We start from the raw sequence: 26,885 nt of genomic DNA on the forward strand, positions 1-26,885 counted from the left end.
TGCTCACCAGCCAGATGCGCTCGCCCGCGACCAGCCGCACGTCACCGTCGACGCGCTGGACCCCCTTGCGGCCACTCTTCACGTTCACGTGATGAATGACATTCTCGTAGAAGCGCAGGTCCCGCCCGGGCTGGATGGCCTGCCGGTAGATGCGCGCGGCGATGGGCTCCAGGCGGTCCCCTGCACGGACCGGATAGAGCGTCGCCGCGGGCTCCGGCAGCTGGGTCGTGATGCGCAGGGTCTGCACATAGCCTTGCAGCAGGTATCCCCCCGCCACGGTGGAGACATAGGACCAGCCAGGCGCCTGGGCATGGTCCCGGATGACGCTCACCCGCGTGCCCGGAGGCAGGGGCGCTGGCGTCAGGCAGGTGGAACCCTTCATCTCCGCGGGGAGCGTCCGCAGGTTGGCGCCATCACCCTGGTCGATGAATCCGAACTGAATCGTCATGTTCCCCCCTGTCTTGGGACTGAGAGGATTCAGCCACCCGGACCGGGAATGAAGGACCGGCCGGGTGGGAATGACAAAGACTTACAGCCGCTACGCGGCGGCCGCGTGCTGGATGCGCGCCTCGGTCTCGTCGGGGCTGGCAATCCAGGGCCAGAAGCGCTGCGGCTCTCCGAAGTTGTCGAAGAACATGTCGGCCAGTGGAGACACCGCCGACGCGGCCCCCAGGTAACGCAGCACATGCGGCGGAGGCGGCTGGAGCAGCATGTTGGTGAACGCGGTGATGAACTGGCCCTCCGTTCGCCAGAAGTGCTCGAAGGTCTGCTCCATCCAGTCGGGCGTGAAGGGCTGGTCACCGTGCGCGAGGATGGCCTGGGTCATCGCATGCGCCTGCTTCGACGCGCTGTTGAGCCCCTGGCCCGCGATGGGGTCGTTGAGCATGACGACATCCCCCATCCCCATCACCGTGCGCCCCGAGGGCAGCCGCCCCACCGGCTTGCGCACCGTGGGCGTGAACGCGCCGGTGAGCCAGGAGGACTCGTCCACGATGCTGGCGCCCTCCAGCCGCTCCGCCACCCACGGTGAGAAGTCCCGCAGCACCTGCTTCATCCGCTCCATCGCCTCCCGCGCGGTGCTCACGCCGCCGAAGCGGTCCAACCCCTGGCCGGGGATGGCCTCCAGCAGGAGGCAGTTCAGCGGGCCCCGGATGCGGTCGAAGTACGGCATGGCGAAGTACTCGCCGTGGCCCGCCGTCAGGATGAACTTGAGCGCGGGGTAGGGCGTCTCGTGCAGCGGCTTCATGCCGGTGACAATCATTGCCGCCAGGTTCCGCGGCGGCTGCGTGTGGACACTGCGCTCGGCGTCCCGTTCGAACAGCCGGGTGAAGCTGTTGCGGCCCGTCGTCACGACCACCAGGTCATGCCCGGTCGCGAGCACCTCCAGCGCGTCCACGTCCACGTCCCGCACCACCACGCTGCCGCCGCGCCGCTCGAACTCCGCGAGCCAGCGGGAGTACTTCGCCCGCAGGTCCAGGGACTTGCCTGGATTCAGGATGCGCCCCTGGACTCGGAGCGCCCGCTGGCCCGGCGCCGGGCAGACGTCCAGGTCTCCGCCCCGGGCGTACTCCCCCGGGCCCTTCCAGAAGTCGAGCCCCAGCTCCTGCTCGTATTGGCACGCGCGGCCGAAGAGGTAGGTGGTCGCGGCGAGCCGGGCGTTGAAGATCTGCTCGGGCGTGCGGTCCGAGTAGACGGTGACCGTGTAGCCCTTCTCCAGCAGGCCAAAGCCGAGCTGCAGACCCGCCTGTCCCGCCCCGATGATGCCGATGTCCCTCATGGTCCCCCCTGGGTGATGCGCGGGCGTGACGCCCTGCCAGGACACTACGCAACGAGCCCCCGGTCCTGGCTACGGACGGCGGTACGAGGCCGCCCGGAAACCGACGCCTCGAAGCCCCCTTCCATGTCAGACCCCGCGAGTACTGTTCCTCCTGTCGCAGCGAGAAACGCACGAGGGGGAACACGTCATGGCGAAGTCTGTGATTGATAACCGCGTCGAGGTCGTCTTCAGCTTTGACACCACGGGCAGCATGTATCCGTGTCTCGCGCAGGTGCGGAAGAAGCTGGGGGCCGCCGTGGCCCGGCTGACGAAGGAGATTCCGGGCATCCGCATCGGCATCATCGCGCACGGCGACTACTGTGACGCGAAGTCCACCTACGTGACCAAGGCGTTGGACCTCACGGACGACGCCAAGGCCATCACCCGCTTCGTGGAGAAGGTGGAGCAGACGGGCGGCGGCGACGCGCCGGAGTGCTACGAGCTGGTGCTGCACGAGGCCCGGAGCCTGTCCTGGACGGAGGGCTACACGAAGGCGTTCGTGCTCATTGGCGACGACGTGCCGCACCCGCCCCAGCACAACCCCAAGAAGCTGGACTGGCGCAAGGAGGTGGCCGCGCTGGGGGAGCAGGGCGTGCCTGTGTATGGCGTCCAGGCGCTGAACCGCCGTCACGCGACGTCGTTCTACAAGGAGCTGGCGGAGAAGTCGGGTGGCTTCCACCTGAGCCTGGATCAGTTCTCGCACGTCACCGACATGCTGCTGGCCGTCTGCTACAAGCAGTCCTCGGACGCGCAACTCCAGGCGTACGAAGCGGAGGTGTCCCGCGAGGGCCGCATGAACCGCGGCCTGAACGCGATGTTCAACACGATGCTCAAGCGGGCCGCGTCCACGCTCTTCGGTGAGACGGACCTGCGCGCGGTGTCTCCGGGCCGCTTCCAGGTGCTGGAGGTGGAGGCGGACAGCGCCATCAAGGAGTTCGTGACGGAGAACGGCCTGGGCTTCAAGACGGGGCGCGGCTTCTACGAGTTCACCAAGACGGAGACCATCCAGGGCCGCAAGGAGGTCGTGCTGATGGACCGCAAGTCCGGCGACCTCTACAGCGGCGAGCGCGCGCGGGAGATGCTCGGCCTGCCGCCCGGGGAGACGGTGCGCATCCGGCCCGCGAGCCTGGAGAAGTACGTCGTCTTCGTCCAGAGCACGTCCGCCAATCGCAAGCTCAAGGGCGGCACGAAGTTCCTCTACGAGGTGGAGGACTGGGACGGCGCTCGCGCCGCGGCCTGAGCCGGGGGATGGCTTGACGGCCTGTTGGAATGACTGACAAACATGGCGGACGTCCGGAATGGTCCGGTCCCTGTGCCTCGGAGTCCGCCATGTCGCTCGACCCTTCAACCACCGCTGTGTTGTTGATTGAGTACCAGAACGAGTTCGCCACCGAAGGCGGGGTGCTGCACCCGGCCGTGAAGGGCGTGATGGCGGAAACGAAGATGCTGGAGAACACCCTCGCGGTGGTGAAGGCCGCGCGCGCGAAGGGCGTGACGGTGATGCACGCGCCCATCACCTTCGCGGAAGGCTACGGCGAGCTGACCCGGCACCCCTACGGCATCCTGAAGGGCGTGGTGGACGGGAAGGCGTTCGTGAAGGGCAGTTGGGGCGCGCAGATCATTGATTCGCTGGCGCCGCAGAAGGGCGACATCGTGGTGGAAGGCAAGCGCGGCCTGGACACCTTCGCCAGCACCAATCTGGACTTCATCCTGCGCAGCAAGGGCATCAAGACGGTGGTGATGGGCGGCTTCCTCACCAACTGCTGTGTCGAGTCGACCATGCGCACCGCGTACGAGCACGGCTACAACGTCATCACCCTCACGGACTGCGCCGCCGCCACCTCCGCGGAGGAGCACCGCAACGCGCTCAAGTATGACTTCCCCATGTTCTCCCGCCCCATGCCGTCGTCGGAAGTGATTGGCATGCTGGGGGCGTAGGGCAGGGCGAGGCGGCGCGAACCCCCTTGCGGCAGTGCGTGCGACACCACTACAAGCACGCCGCTGCCTACCCGAGGGGGTTTTCGCGTGTATCGAAAGAATGTCCTCAGCGCCGTGCTCGCGCTGGGGTTGCTGACGGCGATGAGTGCCCAGGCCGAGGTGCTGTACGCCCAGGCCAACTTCCTGCTGAACAAGAACCAGCTCTCCGCGGTGAACTACCGCGGCAAGGGCGCGGCCATCCCCGTTGGGGCGAAGGTCGCGGTCCTCGAGCGGGACAACGATGAGATTCGCTGCAAGGTCGTCGACTCCGGCGTCGAGTTCCGGTTCGTGACGCACCGGAGCCTGGGCAAGCCCATCAACGTGCTCTTCGCCGGCTTCTTCGCCGAGCAGGACCCGGCCCCGCGCATCGCCGCGCTGACGCCCGAGGACCAGAAGCAGGTCCGCGCCGGAGAGCTGGCCCGGGGCATGTCGCGCGAGGCCGTGCTGCTGACGGCCGGTCCTCCGCCGCCGCACCGCACGCCGTCGCTCCAGGGCAACCGCTGGACGTACTGGAACTCGAAGTTGTCCACGTTCGAGGTCGAGTTCGGCCCGGATGACAAGGTCGTGCGGCTGAGCAACGAGCCCGTGGCCGCGCCCGCGCCCGCCCCCGCCCCCGTGGTGGAGAAGGCCTACTACGCGACCGCGAACTTCCACTTCGAGGACGGCACCGTGTCCTGGGTGAACTACCTCAAGGGCCCCATCATCCCGTTCAACGCGAAGGTGGAGGTGCTGGACAAGGGCTCGTCCTCCGTGAAGTTCAAGGTTGTGGAGACCGGCGCGGAGCTCGAGTTCACGAACGACGCGCGCTCGGGTTCGGAGACCTGGAAGCTGTTCCAGGCCTCGTTCGCGCCGGAGGACCAGGCCGCGAAGCTGGAGGCGCTGTCGGTGGATGACCGCAAGAAGGTCTCCGCGTCGGAAGTGGAGCCCGGCATGAGCCGCGAGGCCGTGCGCATGGCGTGGGGCCCGCCGCCCGCGCATGAGACGCCGTCGTTCCACTCCAGCACCTGGACCTACTGGAAGTCGAAGACGTCCAAGGTGCGGGTGAAGTTCGGCAAGGACGACAAGGTCGCCGCCATCGAGTAGCGCGGCGGCTGGAAGTCCGTGACGACACGAAAAAGGCGTGACGGCTCATCGCCGTCACGCCTTTTTTCATCACCGCCTCAGGCCTCGCGGCGGACGACTACAGGGTCGGGGCCTGGCTCATGCCGGCCGTCGGGTCCTGCATCGGGGGCTGGGCCAGGGACAGCACGCTGGTCGCGGCACCGCCCACCGCGCCCACCGCGCCACCCACCGCGCCCACGGCACCACCCACCGCGCCCACCGCGCCGCCCACCGCGTTCGCGGCGCCACCCACCGCGCCCGCGACGCCACCCACCGCATCCGCGGCGCCCTGCACGCCCTGGGCAACACCCTGCACGCCCTGCGTGATGCCCTGCACCAGCTGGGCGATGCTGTTCAGTACGGTGGCGGCGCTATCCAGCAGCTTGCCCAGCTCCGCGGCCTTGCCGCCGATGCCGCCCACGTCGAAACCGTCCTGCTTCAGGGCCGACAGCTTGTTGCCCAGCTTCCCGGAGGGGGAGGACGCCGAGGCGTCCGGAAGGCCCGGCTTGTTGGGCTTGGAGGCGGCGTCCGCAGCGCCCGGCTTGGTGGGCTTGGAGGTGGCGTCCGCAGCGCCCGGCTTGGTGGGCTTGGAGGCGGCGTCCGCAGCGCCCGGCTTGGTGGGCTTGGAGGCGGCGTCCGCAGCGCCCGGCTTGGTGGAGGAGGGGCTGGGGCGGGCGGAGGGGCTGCGAACGGAGCGGATGGCCATGACGTGTCTCTTTTCTGGAAGGGGAGTGAGTGCTGCTCTCAGCGACGAGGACACCCATAGCAGCGGGCATGCCAACGCCCCTGCCCCGCCAGGTCATGCGTAAACCGTTGATCTTCCTTGGGCGCACGTGAGGCACCGCCCGTGCCCCGGGCTTGCGCCTGGTGACTGCCGTCAGGCGTTGATGTCTCCAGTCATCAGGAGCGGGTTGCGTCGGGCGTCGTGCTGCAGCTGATGCAGGCGCAGGTGTTTGCGTGGCTGAAGGCGAGCAACAGCCAGACGCTCTACGTGAGGGGCCACAGCCTGGGCGGGATGTTTCCCAGCTTCAGCAGGTGCTGCTCCGCGGACTCGACCGTGTCCTTCCAGGTTGGATCCGTGCTCGCTGTCTTCAGCAGCCGCAGGTTGAGTGCCACCGTCGCGGTCGGCTCGCCGTCCGTCGCGAGCGTCAACAGCCGGTGGTCTGAATTCGAAGGCGAGGTGTCGCGACCGCTGGCACACCCCACGAGGAGGAGCTCGCCCAGGCAAAGAATGACGCTCTTCAGGTCGGGCATCCCCGGAGTCTCGTGTGTGGGTGTGACTCCCGGCATGGATGCCCTTGGATTCGGAGACAAACAAAAGCTCGCAACCCTTTGACTCCTGCTCTCGGGGCTCACAGCATGCGCGCTCCGTATGACAAACAAGACCCAGACCGGCTCCCGTAAATCCCTGTGGGCGCGAATGTTTTGCGCCACCCTCCTGCTCTCACTCGCGGCCTGTGGAGGTGACTCCACCACGGATTCCGATGCGGGGACCCGGCCCGATGCCTCAGCCGGGACCCAGGACGCCGGTTCCGATGTGGACGCCGGGGCGGATGCCGGGACGCAGCCCGAGGATGATGCAGGCACCGACGCGGGCATCGACGCCGGGACGATGGACGCGGGCCTCGACGCCGGGACGGTGGACGCGGGCCCTGAGGACGCGGGCATCGACGCCGGGACGGTGGACGCGGGTACCGAGGACGCGGGCACCACTGATGCCGGCACCGACCCTGTCGACGCGGGTTCCCTGCCCGTCTGTGGCGACGGAAAGAAGGAGGGCAACGAGGGATGTGACGACGGGAACACCACGAGCGGCGACGGCTGCAACGCGAGCTGCCAGGTCGAGCCGGGGTGGAACTGTGGCGCCAGCGGCCTGAGGTGCCACGCCGCGCGCTGTGGCGACGGCATCATCGCGGCCCCGGAGGAATGCGAGGACGGCAACACGGTCAGCGGCGATGGCTGTAACGCCACCTGCCGGCTGGAGCAGGGCTCCGTGTGCAACGGCGTGGGCCAGCCGTGCACGGAGACGATCTGCGGCGACGCCAAGGTGGAAGGCACCGAGCAGTGCGACGACGGCAACCACGACCTGGGGGATGGCTGCTCGCCGCTGTGCCAGCGGGAGCCCCGCTGCGTGAATGGGGTTTGCGAGACCCTCTGTGGCGACGGCATCCTCGCGGCCGGAGAGTCGTGCGACGACGGCAACCATCGCGACTTCGATGGCTGCTCCGCGACCTGTCAAATCGAAGAGGGCTTCGCCTGCGTCCTTGCAGAGCCCTTGTCCACGCTGAGGCTCCCCATCGTCTACCGCGACTTCCGGGGGAATGACCTGCCCAACGGCCACATCGACTTCCAGAACGCGAACGGGCAGGAGACAGGCATCGTCCAGGCCGCCCTGGGCCCGACCGGCAAGCCCGTCTATGCCAAGACAGGTGTGTTCTCCGCCACGACGCATGGAGTGGTGTCTTTCGACCAGTGGTTTCGCGACGTGACCGACGTCAACCTGACCGCCGTTTCCACGCTGCCCCTGTCGCGGACCTCTTCTCCCAGCAGCCTCGCCTATCTGTTCGAGGACACAGCCTTCTTCCCGCTCGACGGCAAGGGCTGGGTGGCCGCGGGGCAGGAGACGACGCGTCCGGACAGCGCGGGAGCGCCGCACAACTACAGCTTCACCAGCGAGACGCGTTTCTGGTTCGAGTACCGGGGCGTCGAGCAGCTCGTCTTCACGGGAGACGACGACGTCTGGGTCTTCATCAACGGGAAGCTCGCCATCGACATGGGAGGGGTTCACGGCAGCCTGTCCGCGACCGTGAACCTCGCAGACCGGGCGTCCGTGTTGGGCCTCCAGCAAGGCCGTGTCTATGAGGTCGCCGTGTTCCAGGCGGAACGCTTCACCACGGGCTCGGGCTACAAGCTGCAACTCTCCTCGTTCCTGCCGGCCAGCCCGCCCAGGGTGTGCATCTCCGCCTGCGGCAATGGCAGGCTGGACGAGGGCGAGGAGTGCGACGATGGCACGAACCAGGGGGGCTACGGGCAATGCGCCCCGGGCTGCCTGCTCGGCATCCGCTGTGGCGACGGGGTCGTACAATACGACCGGGGCGAGGAGTGCGACGACGGAAACACCGTCAGCCGCGACGGCTGCGCCGCCACCTGCAGGCTGGAGTTGTAGCCAGCCTCGGAGGCGTTCCGGGAAGGGCTGACCTGCTGGGGGCCGTGCCTGGCCCTCGGTCTTCGATGTCTGCCTTCTTCCAGGTCTGGGGGGGAGGCGGGGATCGCGGTTCGGGTTGCCGTTCATCCAGTACGGGTTCGCGCCCGTTTGCCCCTGGTGGCGCTGGCCTGGTTTGGGCGTGAGGTGGCCCCTGCATTCCACTTGACATGGCTCTTTTAGTCGTTATTTTGAAGTTATTCAAAATATCAAAAGGTCGTGATGCGAACGCAGGAGGTCTTCAAGGCAATTTCCGACCCGACCCGGCGCAAGGTGCTCAAGCTCCTGCAGGGCGGCTCGAAGTCAGCGGGAGAACTCGCTGAGGCGTTCGACATCACCAAGGGGTCGCTGTCGCATCACTTCAACGTGCTCAAAGCCGCGGACCTGGTGCGCTGTGAGCGCCGCGGGCAGCAGATCGTCTACTCCCTCAATACGACCGTGTTCGAGGACGTAGCGGCAGTCCTTCTTGACCTCTTCAAGGTCGAAAAAGGGAATGGAGAACCGTCATGAGCATCAGCCGAGCCAACGTGCTGAGTCTGGGATTCGTCGTCGTGGCGTTCGCGATGGCCTTCATGCTCTACGGCCAGTTGCCGGAGTCGATCCCCACGCATTGGAATGCCGAGGGGGTGGTGGATGGGTACACGCCCAAGCCCTGGGGGCCCTTCGTCCTGCCGCTGGTGATGGCTGCCGTGTATCTGGTCCTGGTGGCCGTGCCGCGGATTTCGCCCAGGGGCTACCGCGTGGAGCGATTCCAGGGCGTCTTCGAGGGCATCCAGGCGGTGCTGGTCGCGTTCCTGTTTCTGCTCAACGCCCTGGTCCTGCTCGCGGGCATCGGCGTGTCCGTGCCGATGGCGCGCGTGGTTCCCGCGGGCGCGGGCCTGGTCCTGATGGTCCTGGGCAACTACATGGGGAAGTTCACGAAGAACTTCTTCTGTGGAATCCGGACGCCCTGGACGCTCGCGAGCGACGAGGTCTGGCTGCGCACCCATCGCCTGGGAGGAAGGCTCTTCGTCCTCGCGGGAGTCATCGTCCTCGTCGCGGGGCTTCTCGGCGGTGGTCCGGTCCCCGTGCTTGCGGCTGTCGCCGTCGCGGCGGCGACTCCCGTGCTCTACTCGTACTTCCTCTATCGCCGCATCGAGGGGGACAAGCACGGACCGACCGACGATGCGGGCTCGCATCGCTCTGCGTGAATGCGCTGTTCAAGCCGTCTTGTCCCGTTCTTATTGCCGCCGGCGCCGGGCGTGCTGCTCCTCGTTGCCCGGCGCGAGGCGTGTCCACGAGCCGTGGGACTCAGGGCGTGTAGAACTCCGCCGCGGTGAGGGGATTGCCGTTGAATCCCCCCACGACGAAGACCCTGCCATCGGGCAACAAGGTCGCCGTGTAGATGCGCCGAGACGAAGCCATGGGCTGGGTCGCGCTCCAGGCGTCAGAGGCCGGGTCGTACAACTCCGCCGCCGCGATGTTGACGCCGTTGAAGCCTCCCACGACAAGCACCTTGCCATTGTCGAGCTGCGTCGCCGTGTGCTGGGAGCGAGACGAAATCATGGAGCTCGCGGCGCTCCAGGTGTTCGAGGCCGGGTCGTACACCTCCGCCGATGCGAGAGGCGTGCTGCTGTTGAGCCCTCCCGTCACCAACACCTTGCCATTGTTGAGCAGCGTCGCCGTGTGCTCCCCGCGAGCAGAGGCCATGGAGCCCGCGGCGCTCCAGGTGTTCGAGACAGGGTCGTACAACTCCGACATTGCGAGATGCGTGCTGCCGTTGATTCCCCCCGTCACCAGCACCTTGCCGTTGTCGAGCAGCGTCGCCGTGTGGTTCTCGCGAGGAGAAGCCATGGAGCGCGCGGCGGTCCACGTGCCCGTGGCCGACGAATACAGCTCCGCCGTCGCGAGAGCCCCGTTGGCGTTGTATCCACCCGTGACGAGCAGCCTGCCATCAGGCAGCCGGGTCACCGTCTGCCGAGCACGCGCGGAGGTCATGGCGGCGGCAGCGCTCCAGGAGCCCGAGGCTGGATCGTACAGCTCTGTCGCCGCGAGGACGGCGCCCCCGATGGAGATGCCTCCCAGGACCAGGGCCCTGCCATTGAGCAGCGCCGCCGCGTGCTGGGTGCGATTTGAGGCCATGCTAGCGCCTGCATTCCAGGTGCCCGAGGTGAGGTCATACACCTCCGTCGTCCGAAGGATTGTATTGCTCTGGCCGCCCGCGACCAGGACCTTGCCCCCGGGCAGCAGCGTCGTCGTGTGGCCATAGCGAGCGCCGACCATCGTCGCCGTCGAGACCCACCCCGAGTTCACACATGCGGGAAGGCCCGTCACGGTGAAGGAATGGGTGGAGACGCCGCCCAGGGCATTGGTGACCGTGGCGGTGAGCGTGGGGAGGGCCGCCGTCACGCACGCGGGCGCCGTCCACGCCACCTCGCTGGTATTGGCGCTGGAGGTGGGGGTGCCGGGAGTCCCCGCGTTCGCCGTCCAGGAGAACGCCATGGCGCTGCCCTGCGGGTCCACCGCCTTGAGGCGGAAGGTGACAGTGCCATGGGCTGACGTGGAGGTGGCGGACTGAAAGGTTTCGGTGATGTCGGGCGGGAAGGTGGCCGTCTTCTTGGGGCCCACGCAGAGGGAGAAGGTGCCCGTGGTCTGACCGCCAACGGGCTGGCCGTCGCGGGAGTCCGTGACGGTGACGGTGAGCGTGCAGTTGTTGCACGCGCTGCTGGAGGGTTGCGCGGTGGCGGTGAACCGCGCGGTGGCGGAGTGGGCGTCGGTCCACGTGCCCGGGCAGGAGGCCGCCCAGTGGTAGGCCAGGGAGTCCCCGTCAATGTCAGAGGCCGTGGCGGAGACGGTGGTGGACTCGTTCACCTCAAGGGCGGTGACGCTGGCGGAGATGTTGTCCACTTGCGGCCAGGTGTTGATGGAGGCGTTGACGATGGCGTCCCCCTTGCCGGTGGTGACGGTGACGTTGAAGGTCACCTTGCCCTGGGCACCCTTCGAGTCGGTGACCGTCAGGGTCAGAGGCACGGTGGCCGCGGACGCGGGCGCCGTCCAGGTGGTGGAGAGGCTGCCCGCCTGGGCGAAGCTGCCCGAGGGCGCGCTCCAGCTGTACGTCAGGGTGTCGCCCGGGTTGGCGTCCGAGGCGGCCGCCTGGAGGCTCACCGTGCCCCCGGGCCCGACGGTGCCGGGCGCGGCCGACAGTGAGACAATCCGGGGCGCGGCATTCTCAAAAGGCGCCGCCGGATTGACCTCCTGCAAGGTGATGGAAACCGCCGTCGTCTGCTGGGCGAGAATGGTGACGTGGGTGGCCGTTCCCGCGTAGAGCTTCGTCCCACTGTTATTGAAGGCCTCGGCGATGAAGGTGCGCAGGGTGCCCGCGGGCAGGTTGCCGAGGATTCCGCTCCACTGGCCATTCGTCTTCACGAGGCTCGCGGTGCGGGTGGGCATGTCCGCTGCGGTGACCTCCACCACCACGGAGGCGACATCGGACGAGGAGAGAGCCTGCGCAAGCAGGTGCACCTCACCCGTACCCGCCGCTTGCTCCTGGGGGCCACCACACCCCGCCGCGACAGTGAGGAGGACAACCGCGAGGCACGCCCATGACTGCGTTGTTCTTCGTGTCATGGATTGAATGACGTCATGTCTGGAGAGACAAGGCAATTTGCCCTGTCGGCCCGGGACCGGAGCGGCATCCCGGGCCGTGCGCGGCGGTCAGAAGGTGACGACGCCGTAGTCGTTCAGCAGGCCGGAGCTCGAGGCGGCCTGCACCACCGTGATGAGCCTGTCGCCCGCAGCGGAGTAGAAGACGAAGCGGCCGAAGCTGTCGTGCGAGGTGCCATTCACCTTGAAGCGCGGCAACGGAATGCTCTGGTCGAAGCCGAGGAAGTCCGGGTGGTAGAGCCGGACGTCCTTGCCCACCGTGGTGCTCCAGTAGCTCTCCAGGACCAGCGCGATGCGGCCGGCCGCGGTGGAGTGGGTCAGGTGACCGATGGACGACGCATCGGGGAGCGCGCCCGCGTACGTCATGTCCTCGTTCCTGGCGTTGGAGGCGCGGAAGGTGTTGCCGCAGGCGGTGAAGATGCGGGCTCCGTCCTCGGAGAACCACAGGTCCCCGCACATGTAATAGCTTCCGTGGTAGGGCGAGTCGTAGATCATCTGCGCGGTGCCGCCGCTGATGTCATACTTTTCGATGTCGTCTGGCGACAGGCCGTTGTTCGCGCCGTAGAGGGCCGTCCCCCCGGGATGCAGGCGCGCCCGGGTGCCGGCGCGGATGGACCAGGAACCGCTCAGCGTCTCCACGCCGGAGACCAGGTCGATGCAGTGGATGGACACCCACTGGTCCGTGCGCGGGAAGGCATACGCGAAGCCATTCCCGGCAAGGACGACGTCGAAGACATCGGCTGTGACGGGCACCGTCTTCACCAGTCGCGGCGCGGAGAGGTCGACGTAGGAGATGTTCGCGTCATGGCCCACCGCCGCGAACAGGCCGTCCGGTCCCACGCTGACAGCGGTGGGGGTCGTGGGCAGGGCGACCGAGGTCTCCGTCTGCGTGGACGGGTCGTAGAGGTAGAGGGCGTTGGGGTTGGTGGCGACCATCACCACCCGGTCGAGCGCCTTGCTGTACTCGGCGTCAATGACGCGATGGCTGAGCCTGTGGACGGAGGGCTGCTGGGCGGTGATGACCACCGTGTCCGCGGGGCTCGCGGCCCGGCCATCCTCCACCACGAGTGACAGTTCGTAGCTGCCTTCGACGTCCAGCGTGAGGGAGGGCGTCTGGGTATTGGCCTGCCGCAGGGTGGCGGTGCTGCCCATGGGCTTGCGGCTGAGCGTCCAGGCGAAGGTCAGGGGGTCGTCATTCTCGTCCTGTCCCTTGCCCGGCACGGTCGCGGACGTGCCAACGATGGCCACGCGGTCGGCACCGGCGTCCGCCACGGGCGCCCGGTTCTCGGCCGTCACCTTGAGGAGTGCCGGCGCGGAGGCGTGCTTCCCGTCGCTGACGACGAGCCTGATGACGTAGTCGCCGTCCTGGTCGGGGACGAAGGTGGGCTTCATCGCGGTGTCATCCCGCAGCGTGGCGGCGCTGCCCTCGGGCACGGACACGAAGGACCAGGTGAAGGTGAGGGGCTCACCCGTCGAGGACGTGCTCGCGCTGCCATCCAGCGTCACCGGCTTGCGGCTGAGCACGGCGCGAGACGCACCCGGGCGCGCGGTGGGGGCGGCGCTCCGCACGGAGAGCGTGAGGAAGGCCGGCTCGGACTCGAGCGCACCGTCGCTGACCACCAGCCTGAGGACGTAGCCGCCCTCCAGGTCAGGGGTAAAGGAAGGCTTCGCGGAAGACTGCTGGGAGAGCGCGGCCTTGCTGCCGGACGGGGCGGAGACGACGGTCCACGCATAGCTGAGTGCCTGGCCTTCCGGGTCGGTGCTCGCGCTGCCGTCCAGCTCCACGGCATGGTCCACCACCCCCTCCTGGGAGGAACCCGCACGGGCCACCGGGCGCAGATTTTCGGGTGGCGGGGGAGGCGTGGTGGAGCCACCACAGGCAATGGACAGCACTCCCAGGGACACCAGGAGGAAAACGGTTCGGATGTGTATGGCTTGGTTCAAAGTTCGTCCCCCTCGAAATGCTGGCGGGCCGGAATGAAGTGCCAGCTCGTGAGAGGAGACGATGAGCGCACGAATCAATGCTTTAAAACTCGCGGGGGGCTGACCTGGGTACCACCCGAACGTGCAGAAGCTGACTGCCCATTCCCTCTCCCCGGCTCCAGGTGCCATGGGTCAGACTCGCCACCGCGATGAAGGTGCCGGGGCCACGATTTCATTCAATCAGGCGTGGTGCGTCGGGTGAGCCCAGCAACCCGTTGGGATTGCCAGGCCTGAAGGTGTGCCGAAGGCGGGATTCGAACCCGCAACCTCCGCGTTCTGAGCGCGGCGCCTCTACCAAGTTGGGCTACCCCGGCGGGGTGTGTCTTTGATTGGGTTTGAAGTCGGGATGACTGGATTCGAACCAGCGACCTTGCGCGCCCGAGGCGCACGCTCTCAACCAGGCTGAGCTACATCCCGATGCTTGGGGAAACCTTCGAGGGAGGACCCGGACACGACAAGGGCCGGGTCCCCCTTCGGGAACCCGGCCCTCGTCACGCCGTCCCGGGTCACCGGGGGGCGGGTGCGAGCGTCAGGTCCCGGGCGCACTGCCACGGAAGGATGGGGTGGCCAGCTCCAGGTTCTCCAGAGAGGTCACCTTCGTGGCGGGGCGCTTCGGGTCCAGCGTGTTTCGGATCTGCAATGGGCATCCCTCCTTTCTGGAGAGGAATGACGGGCGATAAATCCGTTCCTGACAGGCTCCGGCTCGTGGACCGGGCGCGCACGGGTGTAGCCTGGGAAACCCCGTACCGGAGGCACGTCCGTGAGAATCGCGCAGCTCATGCAAGAGGTTGCCAAGGAGAAGGAGCTCACGCTCAGTCAGCTGGAGATCTACATGCTCCCGCCCAGCGCCATCCTGGCGACCGCGCGCAACCCGGAGGGCCCCTCCGAGGAGGCGGTGTTGGCCTTGTTGGACAGGCCCTTCAAGGACTACGTCGAATGGATGCTGGCGGAGCAGTTCTCGGGCTCCTGCGGCGCGACCTCGGGCTGGCTGGATGACGTCACCTCCCGGACCACCGATGCGAAGGCAGGCACGCTGACGGAGGTCAGCTCGGGCGCGTTCTTGAGCAAGGTGCTCTCCGAGATGATCGGCAACTACGGTCGCTGGTACTGCCGATGCACGCTCAAGGTGCATTCCTTCTTCATCGAATGCATCGAGCGCAAGGCCTGCATCTATCAGAGCTACTTCGGGCACTACTCGCTCAGCGCGTCCGTGGAGGACCTCGTCGAACGGAACCGGCTGGAGTTGCTCCCCCTGCTCGAAGCCGCCGTCCATGACGACATGCAGGGCATGTTCGCGAAGCTTGGGATGAACGAGGACTGGGATGCGCTGCCCGAGGACGAGGCCCAGCGCAAGGAACGCAAGTACCGGGCCTCCTGGTCGATCGCCAGGAACAAGCCCTTTTCGGTCATCGAAAAGGATGTGTACGAGGGGCGAAAGGCCCTCTTCAAGAAACAGGCGCCGCTCCACGACAAGCCCACCGTGGAGTACCGCATCAATACGAGCCCCGCGCCGGTCGACGACATTCGCAGGAACATCGCGGCCTCCGTCGCCACGACCCAGCCTGCCTGGAAGGAGATGCTCGGCAGCAAGAAGACGGTCCGCGAGCTACTCTCCGGCGTGTAGCCCCACGCGGAGACATCCATGACGGAACTCGAGACCCTGGCTGCCTTCGAGCAGCACCTTCGCGACGGCCGCGGCCTCGCCAATGTCATCCTCCAGGGGCTGGACCTGCGCGCGTGGGGCGACGCGCTGCTGAAGGCGGACCTCACTGGCACCGTCTTCCTGGGCTGTCTCCTGGAGCCCGCGACCCTGCAACAGGTCCTCGCGCGGGGCGCCATGGTGTTCCCGCCGTTCTCCGGGCTGCCCTATTGCCCGTACCGGGGCAGCCTCTACACGCCGGAGGAGCTGTACGCGGGCTTCGACCCGACCCGCCCGGACACCTACGCGGACACGCTGGATGCGCGCATCTACGCGCATTGGAACTCGCGCGGTGGGGCGCACCCTCCCTCCATCCTGGAGACCCTGGCGCAGCGGCTTCACGACCACGCCGTCAGCGACGCGCTGGAGGAGGCGCTGCTGGACCAGGGCAAGCCCCGCCGGGTGGTGGCCATCATGGGTGGCCATTCCATGCTGCGAGGCCAGGAGGCCTACCGCTCCGTGGCGGAGCTGGCCCGGTCGCTGGCGCGCCTGGGTTTCTTCCTGGTGAGCGGCGGCGGCCCGGGCGCCATGGAGGCCACGCACCTGGGCGCGTGGTTCGCCGCGCGGCCGGATGAAGACCTGGACGCGGCGCTCGCGGTGCTGGCGCGGGCTCCGTCCTACAAGGACCGGGACTGGCTCGCGCGCGCCTTCGAGGTGCGCGCGATGTGGCCCCTGCTCGACGCGGCGGCGATGGGCGACAGCCTGGGCATCCCCACCTGGCTCTACGGCCACGAGCCTCCCAACCCCTTCGCCACGCGCATCGCGAAGTACTTCGCCAACAGCGTGCGCGAGGAGGGCCTGCTCACCATCGCCCGGGGTGGCGTCGTCTATTCACCCGGCAGCGCGGGCACCGTGCAGGAGATCTTCCAGGACGCGTGCCAGAACCACTACAACACCGTGGGCGTCATCAGCCCCATGCTCTTCCTGGGCCGCGAGTTCTGGACGAAGACGCGGCCCGTGTACCCGCTGCTGGAGCACCTGGCGCAGGGGCAGGAGTACGCGAGCCACCTGCTCCTCACGGACTCGAAGGAGGACATCGTCCAGGCGCTCGTGCGCTTCGATGAAGAGCGCGCGGCCCTGGCGCGGGTGGGCTGACCGCGACGGCTCAGCCCTGATCCGCGACCGGGGTGACGGCGTTCAGGTTCACGAACGCGTCCCGCTTCACCCCGTGCTTGAGGAAGTCCTGCACCGCCCGCGCGAGCGTCGCGGCCAGCAGGCCCAAGAGGGGCAGGTGTTCGCCGCCCTCGCAGGTGGCCTGTCCTTGCGCGTCCTCGGTGTCGGGCGTGAAGCGTTCATCCCAGCGCACCAGTCCGAACATGCCGTCCGCGGACACCGCGCCGTGCACCAGCGGTGTGCCCGTCTTCCGGGCGTGGTCGCTGAGCAGCTGGCGGCTGTCCTGGTTGTCGAAGGCATCCACCAGCAGGTCCGTGCCCTTGCACAGCGCCTCCACGTTGTCGTGTGTGAGGCGCACGCCGAAGGACTCCGCCTTCACGCCGTGCAGGTTGTGCAGCTGGAGCTTCAGCGCCTCCGCCTTGTTCTTTCCGACGGACGGCTTCACGTAGGCCTGCGACAGCAGGTTCTTCGACTCCACGCGGTCGAAGTCGATGAACACCAACGTCGCGTCCAGGTTGCGGCACAGCAGCGCCGCCGCGGACCCGATGGCCCCCACGCCACAGAAGACGATGCGCATGGTGGCCGCCCTCAGCACGCCCCGAAGGGCACCTTCGGACGCAGATAGATGCGCTCCTCGCCGTGCGCGCCCCGGAAGCGGTCCACGACGTAGTGCTGGAAGGCTTCGTCCCCCAGCTGGAAGCGGTGCAGGCCCGGCACTCCGCCAGAGCGCACCAGCTCCACCGCGATGCGGCGCACGTCCGCGTCGCTGATGTGCCGCTCCAATTCCACCGGCACGTCCGCCGAGTGTCCGTCATAGGTGATGTTGAGCGTCGCCATGGTCGCGTGCCTCCAGGGAAGGGAACCCTGGCCCGGGACGGTGCCCCCAGGTGCATCCTGACAACCCGGCCGCGTGAGCAGCCTCGCCCTGGCCTCCGTCGCCTCCTGGACGTGGGGGAGGGGAGCGGCCGTCACCTTCCGGCCGGAGGATGCACAGTGTTGGGCTCACGGGAGGAGACGCATGGAGTCACCGCGAGCACCGCACCCCTGGAACGTCACGCCCACGGAGGCCGTGGCGCTGCAGAAGCGCCTGCGCGAGCAGCTCATCCTCGAACCGCCTCCGGGCCTGCGCATCACCCGCCTGGCGGGCGCGGACATCTCCACGGAGAAGGGCAACGACACGGGCTATGGCGGCATGGTGGTGCTTGACGCGGAGACGCTTCAGCCGGTGGCCCACGCCGTGGCCACGGCGACGCTGACGTTCCCCTACGTCCCCGGCCTGCTGTCCTTCCGCGAGCTGCCGGTGCTGGCCGCCGTCTGGGAACGGCTCACCGTCCGCCCGGACGTGCTCGTCTTCGACGGCCAGGGCACCGCGCACCCGCGACGGGTGGGCATTGCCTGCCATGGAGGGCTGCTGTTCGACATCCCCTCCATCGGCTGCGCCAAGTCGCTGCTGGTGGGCACGCCCGGGAAGCTCGCGGAGCGGCGGGGCGCCACGTCCCCCATCACCCATAAGGGAGAAGTGGTGGGCATGGCGGTCCGCACCCGCACCGGCGTCAGCCCCGTGTACGTCTCTCCCGGCCACCGCATGGACCTGGACACCGCCGTGGAGTGGGTCTTGAAGGCCAGCCCCCGCTACCGTGAGCCGGAGACGACGCGCCACGCGCACCGGCTGGTGAACGCCTTCCGCCGCGCGGGCGGTGAGGCCGCGGAGTTGGAGGGGAGTCCCGGATGAAATCCGTGGGGTTGATGCTGGTGGTGGCGGGCCTGGGGCTCGCCGTCGTGGGCCTGCTGGTGTGGGCCGGCGCCTTCTCCTGGTTCGGCCGGCTGCCCGGGGACATCCGCGTGGAGCGCGGGAACACGCGCGTCTACGCGCCGCTGGCGTCCATGTTCCTCATCTCCGTGCTGCTGAGCCTGGGCGCCTGGGTGGTGCGCCGCTTCTTCTAGGCCTCTGGGCGTGAAGCCCCTGCCCACGGATTGAGAAGGCGAGAACCCCGCGGGCCGCCCCCTGCGGGGGGCGCACTGCGGAAACCTGTCCGACAGTCGGACAGGTTCTGGCACCGCGCCGGGCGGGGCGAGCGGATTTCCTCTCAAGGATGAGCGCCCTTTGCGTCTGACCGGCGAAGGCCCGACCGGACAGGTGGGCCGCCTGCTGTCCGGCCGGACAGGGGAGGCCCCGTCACCGGGGACAGGCGGGGAGCGTGGGGCCGGACGGGGAGTGGATCCCCGCCGTTGGACCGCGCAGCATGCGGCCCCCGTCCCGGATGTCACCGGTGGGGAATAAAAGCAGCATCTGAAAAACGGCGGCGGTCAGGCCGCCCGAGGTGAGCATGCGCAGGCTGTCATCCCCGTGGAGTGAGCTGGCATCCCACTACCCCGTGGTCGTCGTGGGGTCGGGCTATGGCGGAGGCATCACCGCCAGCCGGCTGTCGCGCGCAGGGCAGCAGGTGTGCGTGCTGGAGCGTGGCCGGGAGATGCATCCGGGGGAGATGCCTCGCACGCCCGCGCAGGCGGTGGCCGAGTTCCAGCTCCACTGCGCCCCGGGCCAGGGCGACCTGGACGTGGGCAGCCCCACCGGCCTCATCGAGGTCCACCGCAACGGCGACGTGTCCGTCATCGACGGCTGCGGCCTGGGCGGCACGTCGCTCATCAACGCGGGCGTGACGATGCGGCCCGACCCTCGCGTGTTCGAGGACCTCCGCTGGCCCCAGGCCCTGCGCGCCGACGTGCACGGCCTGCTGGAGGACGGCTTCGCGCACGCGGAGCTGATGCTGCGGCCCCTGCCGTACCCGGAGGACCACCCGCCGCTGCAGAAGCTCAAGACGTTCGGCATCTCCGCTGAGAAGCTGGGCGGACGGATGACGCGGCCTCCGGTGGCGGTGACGTTCGAGGCGGGCGTCAACGCCGCGGGCGTGCGGCAGCCGGGATGCTCGCTGTGCGGTGACTGCGCCACGGGCTGCAACACCGGCGCGAAGAACACCGTGCTGATGAACTACCTGCCGGACGCGCACGCGCACGGGGCCCGCATCTTCACCGAGGTGTCGGTGCGCGCGGTGGTGCCGGACGGCTCGAAGTGGCGCGTCTACTACCGCCCCCTCAACACCGGCCGTGAGCGCTTCGACGCGCCCGACGCCTGGCTCACCGCGGACCACGTCGTCCTGGCGGCCGGCACCATGGGCACGGCGGAGATTCTGCTGCGCTCGCGCGAGCTCGGCCTGCCTGTGTCCTCGAAGCTGGGCCACCGCTTCAGCAGCAACGGAGACGTGCTGGCCTTCGGCTACAACCTGGACATGCCCGTCCACGGCGTGGGCCACGGCGAGCAGGACCACGAGACGCGCGACCCGGTGGGCCCCTGCATCGCGGGTGTCATCGACCAGCGCGACACCGCGCGCCTGGACGAGGGGATGGTCATCGAGGAGGGCGCCATCCCCGGCGCGCTCGCGTCGCTGATGCCCGCGGCGCTCGCGGGGGCCGCGGCGCTGGTGGGCGAGGACACCGACGAGGGCATCCTGGACTGGGTCCAGGAGCGGCTGCGCCAGGCGGACAGCTTCGTGCGCGGGCCGGACCACGGCGCGGTGGAGCACACGCAGACGCTGATGGTGATGTCGCACGACGAGGGCAAGGGCGAGCTGCGGCTGGAGCACGACCGCGTGCGCCTGCACTGGCCGGCCGCCGGCCGCGACCCGCAGCTCACCCGCATCGAGGAGCGCCTGCGCCGGGCCACCGCCGCGCTGGGCGGCACCTTCGTGCGCTACCCGCTCTGGTCCGAGGCCTTCGGCAAGGAGCTCCTGTGCACGCACCCGCTGGGCGGCTGTGTCATGGCCGAGCGGGCGGAGGACGGCGTGGTGGACCACGAGGGGCGCGTCTTCTCCGGCGCCTCCGGCCACGCGGTGCATGAAGGGCTGTACGTGTCCGACGGCTCCGTGGTGCCGCGCTCGCTGGGCATCAACCCGTTGCTCACCATCTCCGCCGTCGCCGAGCGCGCCTGCGTCCTGATGGCCCGGCGCCACGGGTGGACCATCGACTACGCGCCGCTGCCGGAGGCCTCGGCGCCCCAGGCCCCCGGGCCCGTGGGCGTGCGCTTCACGGAGACGATGCACGGCTTCCTGTCCGGTGACGTGAAGGCCCCGCACCTGGAGGCCGGCGACCCGGAGCGCGACGACGCCACGCCCCTTCGCTTCGTGCTCACCGTGACGGCCGAGGACCTGGACGCGACGCTGCGCGACGAGCGCCACCCCTTGAAGTTGATGGGCACGGTGACGGCGCCGGTGCTGTCGTCCCGTCCGCTGGTGGTGACTCGCGGCGAGCTGCGCCTGATGACCCGCGAGCACGCGCGGCCGGGCGGCCAGCGGATGGAGTACCTGCTGCACCTGCTCAGCGAGGCCGGCGAGGCGTACTACCTGGAGGGCTACAAGGACCTCTACGACGACCCGGGCCTGGACCTGTGGAAGGACACCACGACGCTGTTCGTGTCCCTGCACCGGGGCGACGGCCCGGAGGCGCCGTGCATGGGCCGGGGCTTCCTGCGGCTGACGGCGGAGGAGTTCGCGCGCCAGCTCACCACCCTGCGCGTGCTCAACGCCCGGGACGGCGTGCAGCGGGCGGAGGCCCTGGCCCGCTTCGGCGGCTTCTTCTTCGGCGCCCTCTGGGACACGTACGTCCGGCGCGTGGCCGCCTAGCAGTCAGGCAGCCGGCGGACAGTGCAACAGTCCGCGATGACGTGCCCTCCGGGGCGGGCATGGGCACCCTGTTACCCACCGGGACTGACAGGGAGGACCCCCATGGCTGAAGACCGTGATCCGCAGCGCCGCTCCGGCGCACCCCAGGATGAGGAGCATGCGGAGGAGCGGCGCGAGCTGTCCATCGAGGAGCGGCGTGCGCGGCGCAGTGCGATGCGGGCCAGTCAGACGTATGCCCGCTTCATCGACCACCTCTGCGACCGGGGCGGCATGTCCCCGAGCGTCGCCCAGCAGGCGGCCGTCTCCGTGCTCTGCGGCCTGGAGCAACGCATCCAGGCGGAGGAGTCCTCCGACCTGGAAGCACAGCTGCCGCGCAAGCTCACGGAGCTGCTGCACCGCTGTGAGCGCCACGACGCCGACTCCCGCCCGTCGAAGTTCGGCCGCGACGAGCTGCTGAAGCTGGTGGGCGAGGACCTGGCCTTGAATCCGGACGCCGTGGAGCCCGTGGTGCGCGCGGTGATGGACGCCGTCCGTCATCAAATCAGCGAAGGCGAAGCGGAGGACGTGAGCGCCCAACTGCCCGAGGACATCCGCCACCTTTGGCTGCCGACGATGTGAAGCCGGCTGTTAAGGTCTCCGGCACACGCTTGCCGGAGACCGCGCATGGCCCTCGATGATGACTTCAGCGCCGCACAGAGCCGGGTGAAGACGCTGTCCAAGGCTCCTTCGAACGACACGCTGCTGGAGCTGTACTCCCTCTACAAGCAGGGCACGGAAGGGGACGTGCAGGGCAAGCGCCCCGGCATGCTCGATATCAAGGGGCGCGCGAAGTACGACGCGTGGGCCGGCCGCAAGGGGCTGGCGAAGGACGCCGCGAAGCAGCAGTACGTGGCGCTCGTGGACAAGCTCCTGCGCGGGTAGACACGGCCCCTCATGCCCCAATGGCTCCGGATGGCGCTGTTCCTCGTGCCGGTCACCACGCTGCTCGTGCTGGCGCACGTCTACCTGTACCGCCGCCTGGTGCGCGACGTGACGGCGAGCAAGGCCCCGCGCCGCGCGGGGATGGTGCTCTTCGCCGGGGGGCTGGTGGGCTCGCTGGGCGCCCGGATGGTGGGGGCGATGTTCTCCTCCGAAGTGGCGTGGTGGACGGGCATCGCCCTGCTGATGTGGATGGGGCTGGTGCTCTACCTGTTCATGTTCACCCTGGGGCTGGACGTGGTTCGGGGCGTGCTCGCCAAGGCGCGCAAGCTTCCGGAGCCGCCGTCGCCCGAGCGCCGGGCCTTCCTCGCCCGGGGGCTCGCGACAGGGGCCACCGTGGCGGGCGCGACGGTGAGCACCTTTGGCACCTGGCGCGCGTTCCACCCTCCGGACGTGCGCGACATCCCGGTGCGGCTGCCCGGACTGCCCAAGGCATTGGAGGGCTTCACGCTGGTGCAGCTCACCGACATCCACATTGGCGGGGTGTTGCAGCGCCGCTTCGTGGACGAGCTGGTGGCGCGCACCAACGCGCTCAAGCCGGACCTCATCGCGGTGACGGGCGACCTGGTGGATGGCACGGTGCCGGAGCTGGGGCGCTACGTGGGCGGCTTCGGCGCGCTCAAGGCCCGGCACGGCGCGTACTTCGTCACCGGCAACCACGACTACTACTCCGGCGTGGAGGCGTGGACGGAGTTCGTCCGGGGGTTGGGCATCACCGTGCTGCGCAACCGCGCCGTTTCCATTGGGGACGCGGGCGCGTCCTTCGACCTCATCGGCGTGGACGACTGGAGCGCGAGCCGGTTCGGTGAGGCCGGGTATGACCTGGACGCGGCGCTGAAGGGCCGCAGGCCGGACCGCGCGTCGGTGCTGCTGGCGCACCAGCCCTCCAACTTCGAGGTGGTGGCCCAGCGCGGCGTGGGGCTCCAGATTTCAGGGCACACGCACGGCGGACAGATGTTCCCGGGCAACGTGCTGGGCCAGCTCATCTGGGGTGAGCAGAACGCGGGCCTGAGCCAGCAGGGCGGCTCTCAGCTCTACGTCAGCCGCGGGTGCGGCTTCGTGGGCCCGCCCATGCGCGTCGCCGCGCCGCCGGAGATTGCCCGCATCATCCTGCTGCCGGGCTGAACAAAGGCTCACGGTTTGCGGTGGGCTCGCTCCAGGAGCAGGCCGTCCTCCTGGAGGATGGTGGGACCGGGACGGGGCCTCCCGTACAAGAGCCCCGAGGCGATGCGCAGCGGCGCGGCCCAGGCGGGCTCGTCGCTCACCAGCACGTCCTCGCCGCCGATGCGGACCACCATGCCGTCGGGGGCCACCACGGAGAAGCGCACCGGCCGGCCCAGCGCCGCCTGGAGCGCGGCCATGGTCGTTTCGTCCTCCTGCGAGAAGGCCAGCGGGCCCTCCGGGTGGCTGTGGGTGATCTCCACCAGCGTGTCCCTCAGACTCCAGATGGCTTCCCACCGGGGGCGGGAGTCCGGCAGCGCCATGGGGTCGTCGAAGGAGTCGCCCCACAACACCTGGTCCTCCGGTCCGATGAGCAGACACACCTCGCGCGTCGTCGACATGAAGTCCTTCCTCCCGAATGGCCCGTACCGACGTGGGGGACGGGCCCGGTCGGACACGCGGGTTTCAGACGTGCCGGGTGATGACCAACGCGTCCGTGTCGATGGCTTCCTTGAGCACTGACGGCAGGCTCTCCAGCGTGACCCGGTTGTCCGCGCCCGCCAGGCACACGCCCGCGTCGCGCACGCGCAACGTCGCGGCCTCCACCACCGTGACGAAGCGCTCGCCCATGAACGTGTAGACGACCTCGAGGAGGCCGTCCCCCAGCCGGCGGTGGTCCAGCAGCCGCGCGCCGGCCTTGTCCAAAGCGCGCTCCACCCACGCGCCGGCCTCCGGCTCCGCGCGCCAGCGCTCCTGGCGCGTGAGGCTCCGTCCGTCCCTCGCGCCTGGCGTCCGGCCTGAGGTGCTCGCGGAGGTGCCCCGGCGGGTTTCCCACGTCTCACGCTCACGGGTCGACAGCGTCCGCGCGACCTCGCGTCCGTCCGCGTCCCGCCAGGCCTCTCGTGTCCCGTATTCAGGGTCAGCCCACGCACGCGCCTCCGCTCCGGACTCCTGAAGCATCCGCTCGCGCCGGGCCTCCAGCTCCGCCTGCATCCGGATGAAGCGCGCGCGCTCCTCCGCCAGCCGGCGCAGGCAACGCTCCGCCTCCGCGCGTCCCTCGCGCGCCACGTCGAGCACCCGCGCACGGGCCTCCACGGGCGCGAACGGGATGCCCGTGCCTCGCGACACCGCCTCCAGCACCGCGAAGCCGAACGCCGCGCGCAGCGACGCACTCACGCCTCGCGCGTCCCCCAGCGCACGGCCTTCCTCCAGCGCTCGACGGGCCGTCTCCTCCGCCTCGCCCTCGAACTCCACGCCCTCGAAGAGCAGCGTGCCTTCATGCCAGCGGCGCGCCGTCACCGGTGACAGGCGCGGCGGCTCCTCCTCCGGCATCAACGCCAGCGGCTCCGCCACCGCGCCCTCGCGCACCAGCCGCGTCCCCCAGACGTGGCCCCGCACGCGCGGCAGCGCCTCCATCCCTTCAGGAGACGCCTGCTCGCGCGCGGTGGCCTCGCGGCCCTTCACCTCGAAACGCCACCAGCCCGGGGCGACGGGCTGGGTGACGCGCAGGCGGCGTGAAGGCGCGTCCACGGTCCCGCCGCCGAAATACGGCAGCACCGCCGACTCCACCTTCCCGAGCAGCTTCCGGTAGTCCACGCCCCTGCCTCCTTCTTCACGCCACCTTCAACAGCGGCGTGCTCATCACCCGGTCCACCCAGCCGGACTGGCTGGCCCCCGCCGTGCGCGGGGCGTCCATCAGCGCCTGGAGCACGCGCGGCACCTGGTAGGGGTCCGCGAACTGCCCCACGCTCACCTCACTGAAGGGCACGCCCAGCTGCTTCGCCCCCGAGCGCACCGTGTTGCCGCGCGCCCCCATCCCCGACACGCTCACCAGCAGCGCCACGGCCGCCACGCTGTAGCCACACGCGTGGAAGGCGCGGGCGAACTGGTCGCCTGCCTCGCCCGCCTCGTCACCCACCACCATCACCACCAGCTTCGCCTCCGCCGGGATGCGCACCCCGGAGCGGTGCAGCGCGTGGACACCGGCCGCGTGCACCGTGCCGCCGGACGCCTTCAGCCCGGACAGCATGTGCTGCACCGCCGTGCGGTTCGCCGCCTTGGGCTGCAGCACCGTGCCCATGGTGTCGAACGCCGCCACGTGCAGCTTGTCCATCGGGAAGCCCGCGAGGATGCGCGACAGCGCCTCCTTGGACTGCTCGATGGCGCCCTCCATGGACCCCGACTTGTCGATGAGGAACATCACCCGCACGTCCGTCTCCGCCGTCGCCTCCGCCACCGCCTTCTTCACCGCGTTGTCGCTCGCCTCCTCCAGCTTGCGACGCACGTGCTCACTCCGGACGTTCTTCGCGATGTTCAGCGATCGCTGATCCGTGGCGTTCGCCACCGCCCGCTCCCAGCGCGCCTTCACGGACGGCTCCTGCAACAGGCCCAGCTCCTCCAGCGTGGGCGTCATCAGCCGCAGGTCGCGGTCCGACAACGACGGCAGCAGCGTGGCCAGGATGGCGGGCGTGAGGCCCACGTCCTTAGGCAGCCGGCCCACGACCTCCTTGTAGGAGAGCCGCTCCAGTTCAATCCACTCGCAGATCTCCGCCTCGGAGAGGCCGTCGAAGCGCTCGCGCTTCACCAGCGTGAGCCCCTGGAGCCCCACCTGCCGGTGGCCGCCGTCCGCCTGCTTCTGCTTCCAGCCGAGCACCTCGAAGAAGCCCTGCGACTGGGGCTTGTAGCCGGCCTTGCGCGCAAGCCGCTTCAGCGTCTCCTTGTAGCCCGCCTTCACCAGGCCCTGGAGCATGGGCAGGTTCGCCTCACGCGCGGCCAGCCACTTCTGGGCCACACGCTTCCAGCGGCCCAGGGGCGGCTTGCGCGACGCCGGGTCCCCGAAGCCCGCGGCGCGGTTGAGGCGCGCGATCTCCGGCGTCTCCAACAGCTCCGCCACGCGCAGCACGGCCTTGGGCGTGAGCATCCGCGTGGAGCGGCGCACGTAGTGCAGCACCATGGCCTCGCCGATGGCGCGGTAGTCGTCGTCGTGGAAGGCGATGGTGCCCTGGCCGTCGCGCACGGGCTGGCCCGCGTGCTCCTGCACCAGCATCAGCGCGCAGGTGGCCACCTTCAGGTCGCGCCAGTCCGTCTGCGTCAGCGCGTACGACGCGAAGTGCGCCATCAGCGTCGGGTTGAGGCGGTAGAGCTCCAGGAGCTGGCCGTACAGCTTCACCGCGGCGGGCACGAACAGGCCCGGCGCCACCTTGCGGCCGCGCGTCACGCTCTTCGCTTCCTCGCTGGCGACGGCCACCCAGGTGCCGTTCACGTCCAGGCCGGGGCGGTGGTGCCACAGGTGGGCGGAGCCACCGAGTACGACGTCGAGCAGGCGCTCGGCGGGTCCTCGCTGCGTCTCCGGAAGGGTCGTCTGGGTTCGAGCGGTCATGGCGGTCGTCCCCCTTTCGGGACATAGGCATGCCCGGAAGGGCCGCCTGGAAGTGGGAGGGAAAAAGTGAGCGCCCGAGTGAGGAAGCCGGAAGGCTGAATTAACAGTTCAGTGCCGGACCGCCGGCGGCCCCCCCGCCTTGCGAGCGGAGGGGTGGA

General features: G+C 69.1%; 25 protein-coding genes and 2 tRNA genes. 14 read left to right on the forward strand and 13 right to left on the reverse strand.

Annotated features, from left to right (window positions below; translation table 11 throughout):
- Both D7X30_RS34655 and D7X30_RS34660 read right to left on the reverse strand, forming a co-directional pair.
- Positions 1-448 (reverse strand): hypothetical protein (locus D7X30_RS34655; protein WP_120567255.1); only part of this gene is annotated, 448 nt, incomplete at its 3' end.
- 90 nt (positions 449-538) lie between these two features.
- A complete protein-coding gene (locus D7X30_RS34660) occupies positions 539-1,777 on the reverse strand; it encodes a styrene monooxygenase/indole monooxygenase family protein (protein WP_120567256.1) in 1,239 nt (412 codons plus the stop codon).
- Between the two features lie 187 nt (positions 1,778-1,964).
- On the opposite strand from D7X30_RS34660, the gene D7X30_RS34665 reads away from it, so the two are divergent.
- The 3 genes from D7X30_RS34665 to D7X30_RS34675 all read left to right on the forward strand — a co-directional run bounded on the left by D7X30_RS34665 (position 1,965) and on the right by D7X30_RS34675 (position 4,876).
- Entirely contained in the window at positions 1,965-3,056 is a 1,092-nt protein-coding gene (locus tag D7X30_RS34665; protein WP_120567257.1) for a vWA domain-containing protein, read from the forward strand.
- 89 nt (positions 3,057-3,145) lie between these two features.
- On the forward strand, positions 3,146-3,754 hold the full coding sequence (locus D7X30_RS34670; protein ID WP_120567258.1) for an isochorismatase family cysteine hydrolase: 609 nt from the start codon (positions 3,146-3,148) through the stop codon (positions 3,752-3,754).
- 87 nt (positions 3,755-3,841) lie between these two features.
- Positions 3,842-4,876 (forward strand): outer membrane protein assembly factor BamE, encoded by a 1,035-nt coding sequence (locus tag D7X30_RS34675; RefSeq protein ID WP_120567259.1) that lies wholly within the window; start codon positions 3,842-3,844, stop codon positions 4,874-4,876.
- A 97-nt stretch (positions 4,877-4,973) separates the two neighbouring features.
- Here the strand turns inward: D7X30_RS34675 and D7X30_RS34680 are convergent, their stop codons facing one another.
- Positions 4,974-5,600 (reverse strand): hypothetical protein, encoded by a 627-nt coding sequence (locus tag D7X30_RS34680; protein ID WP_120567260.1) that lies wholly within the window; start codon positions 5,598-5,600, stop codon positions 4,974-4,976.
- 281 nt (positions 5,601-5,881) lie between these two features.
- Entirely contained in the window at positions 5,882-6,148 is a 267-nt protein-coding gene (locus tag D7X30_RS34685) for a hypothetical protein (RefSeq protein WP_120567261.1), read from the reverse strand.
- Positions 6,149-6,314: 166 nt separating this feature from the next.
- On the opposite strand from D7X30_RS34685, the gene D7X30_RS34690 reads away from it, so the two are divergent.
- The 3 genes from D7X30_RS34690 (at position 6,315) to D7X30_RS34700 (ending at position 9,286) form a co-directional block, all read left to right on the forward strand.
- Positions 6,315-8,060, forward strand: coding sequence for a DUF4215 domain-containing protein (locus tag D7X30_RS34690; RefSeq protein ID WP_120567262.1), 1,746 nt, complete (start codon positions 6,315-6,317; stop codon positions 8,058-8,060).
- A gap of 258 nt (positions 8,061-8,318) precedes the next feature.
- On the forward strand, positions 8,319-8,606 hold the full coding sequence (locus D7X30_RS34695) for an autorepressor SdpR family transcription factor (protein ID WP_120567263.1): 288 nt from the start codon (positions 8,319-8,321) through the stop codon (positions 8,604-8,606).
- Complete coding sequence (locus tag D7X30_RS34700; protein ID WP_120567264.1) at positions 8,603-9,286, forward strand: SdpI family protein; 684 nt, start codon at positions 8,603-8,605, stop codon at positions 9,284-9,286. Before D7X30_RS34695 ends, D7X30_RS34700 begins: the two co-directional genes overlap by 4 nt.
- Before the next feature lie 100 nt (positions 9,287-9,386).
- Here D7X30_RS34700 and D7X30_RS34705 read toward each other — a convergent pair whose 3' ends face one another.
- From D7X30_RS34705 to D7X30_RS34720, 4 genes are all read right to left on the reverse strand, one after another.
- Positions 9,387-11,525 (reverse strand): kelch repeat-containing protein, encoded by a 2,139-nt coding sequence (locus D7X30_RS34705; protein WP_233591976.1) that lies wholly within the window; start codon positions 11,523-11,525, stop codon positions 9,387-9,389.
- Positions 11,526-11,789: 264 nt separating this feature from the next.
- Complete coding sequence (locus D7X30_RS34710) at positions 11,790-13,535, reverse strand: PKD domain-containing protein (protein ID WP_147443395.1); 1,746 nt, start codon at positions 13,533-13,535, stop codon at positions 11,790-11,792.
- A gap of 425 nt (positions 13,536-13,960) precedes the next feature.
- Positions 13,961-14,035, reverse strand: a tRNA-Leu gene (locus D7X30_RS34715).
- A gap of 27 nt (positions 14,036-14,062) precedes the next feature.
- A tRNA-Pro gene (locus D7X30_RS34720) sits at positions 14,063-14,138 on the reverse strand.
- Positions 14,139-14,499: 361 nt separating this feature from the next.
- On the opposite strand from D7X30_RS34720, the gene D7X30_RS34725 reads away from it, so the two are divergent.
- Both D7X30_RS34725 and D7X30_RS34730 read left to right on the forward strand, forming a co-directional pair.
- Positions 14,500-15,345 carry a hypothetical protein gene (locus tag D7X30_RS34725; RefSeq protein ID WP_120567266.1) on the forward strand — a complete coding sequence of 282 codons (846 nt, stop codon included), beginning with the start codon at positions 14,500-14,502 and terminating at the stop codon, positions 15,343-15,345.
- An 18-nt stretch (positions 15,346-15,363) separates the two neighbouring features.
- The gene (locus tag D7X30_RS34730) at positions 15,364-16,515 is read left to right on the forward strand and encodes an LOG family protein (protein ID WP_120567267.1); all 1,152 of its coding nucleotides are present in this window, start codon (positions 15,364-15,366) and stop codon (positions 16,513-16,515) included.
- A gap of 10 nt (positions 16,516-16,525) precedes the next feature.
- On the opposite strand, the gene D7X30_RS34735 is transcribed toward D7X30_RS34730, so the two are convergent.
- Positions 16,526-17,110, reverse strand: a complete 585-nt coding sequence (locus tag D7X30_RS34735; RefSeq protein WP_120567268.1) for a ThiF family adenylyltransferase — start codon at positions 17,108-17,110, stop codon at positions 16,526-16,528.
- An 11-nt stretch (positions 17,111-17,121) separates the two neighbouring features.
- Positions 17,122-17,370 (reverse strand): hypothetical protein, encoded by a 249-nt coding sequence (locus tag D7X30_RS34740; protein ID WP_014394344.1) that lies wholly within the window; start codon positions 17,368-17,370, stop codon positions 17,122-17,124.
- A 181-nt stretch (positions 17,371-17,551) separates the two neighbouring features.
- Between D7X30_RS34740 and nfi the strand changes: the two genes are divergently transcribed.
- The 6 genes from nfi to D7X30_RS34770 all read left to right on the forward strand — a co-directional run bounded on the left by nfi (position 17,552) and on the right by D7X30_RS34770 (position 23,312).
- Entirely contained in the window at positions 17,552-18,265 is a 714-nt protein-coding gene (gene nfi, locus D7X30_RS34745; protein ID WP_120567269.1) for a deoxyribonuclease V, read from the forward strand.
- Complete coding sequence (locus D7X30_RS34750) at positions 18,262-18,477, forward strand: DUF2905 domain-containing protein (protein ID WP_120567270.1); 216 nt, start codon at positions 18,262-18,264, stop codon at positions 18,475-18,477. Before nfi ends, D7X30_RS34750 begins: the two co-directional genes overlap by 4 nt.
- Before the next feature lie 383 nt (positions 18,478-18,860).
- Positions 18,861-21,209 (forward strand): GMC family oxidoreductase N-terminal domain-containing protein, encoded by a 2,349-nt coding sequence (locus D7X30_RS34755; protein WP_120567271.1) that lies wholly within the window; start codon positions 18,861-18,863, stop codon positions 21,207-21,209.
- A gap of 102 nt (positions 21,210-21,311) precedes the next feature.
- Positions 21,312-21,827 carry a DUF2267 domain-containing protein gene (locus D7X30_RS34760; protein WP_120567272.1) on the forward strand — a complete coding sequence of 172 codons (516 nt, stop codon included), beginning with the start codon at positions 21,312-21,314 and terminating at the stop codon, positions 21,825-21,827.
- Positions 21,828-21,872: 45 nt separating this feature from the next.
- Positions 21,873-22,130: an acyl-CoA-binding protein gene (locus D7X30_RS34765; protein ID WP_014394349.1), complete on the forward strand. Its 258-nt coding sequence runs from the start codon at positions 21,873-21,875 to the stop codon at positions 22,128-22,130.
- Between the two features lie 12 nt (positions 22,131-22,142).
- On the forward strand, positions 22,143-23,312 hold the full coding sequence (locus D7X30_RS34770) for a metallophosphoesterase (RefSeq protein ID WP_120567273.1): 1,170 nt from the start codon (positions 22,143-22,145) through the stop codon (positions 23,310-23,312).
- Positions 23,313-23,320: 8 nt separating this feature from the next.
- Here the strand turns inward: D7X30_RS34770 and D7X30_RS34775 are convergent, their stop codons facing one another.
- The 3 genes from D7X30_RS34775 to D7X30_RS34785 form a co-directional block, all read right to left on the reverse strand.
- Complete coding sequence (locus tag D7X30_RS34775) at positions 23,321-23,749, reverse strand: Mov34/MPN/PAD-1 family protein (RefSeq protein ID WP_120567274.1); 429 nt, start codon at positions 23,747-23,749, stop codon at positions 23,321-23,323.
- A 64-nt stretch (positions 23,750-23,813) separates the two neighbouring features.
- On the reverse strand, positions 23,814-24,944 hold the full coding sequence (locus tag D7X30_RS34780) for a hypothetical protein (RefSeq protein WP_120567275.1): 1,131 nt from the start codon (positions 24,942-24,944) through the stop codon (positions 23,814-23,816).
- A 16-nt stretch (positions 24,945-24,960) separates the two neighbouring features.
- Positions 24,961-26,727 (reverse strand): VWA domain-containing protein, encoded by a 1,767-nt coding sequence (locus tag D7X30_RS34785; protein ID WP_120567276.1) that lies wholly within the window; start codon positions 26,725-26,727, stop codon positions 24,961-24,963.
- Positions 26,728-26,885 lie beyond the last annotated feature (158 nt).

This window comes from Corallococcus sp. AB011P, assembly GCF_003611605.1.
Taxonomy (GTDB): domain Bacteria; phylum Myxococcota; class Myxococcia; order Myxococcales; family Myxococcaceae; genus Corallococcus; species Corallococcus coralloides.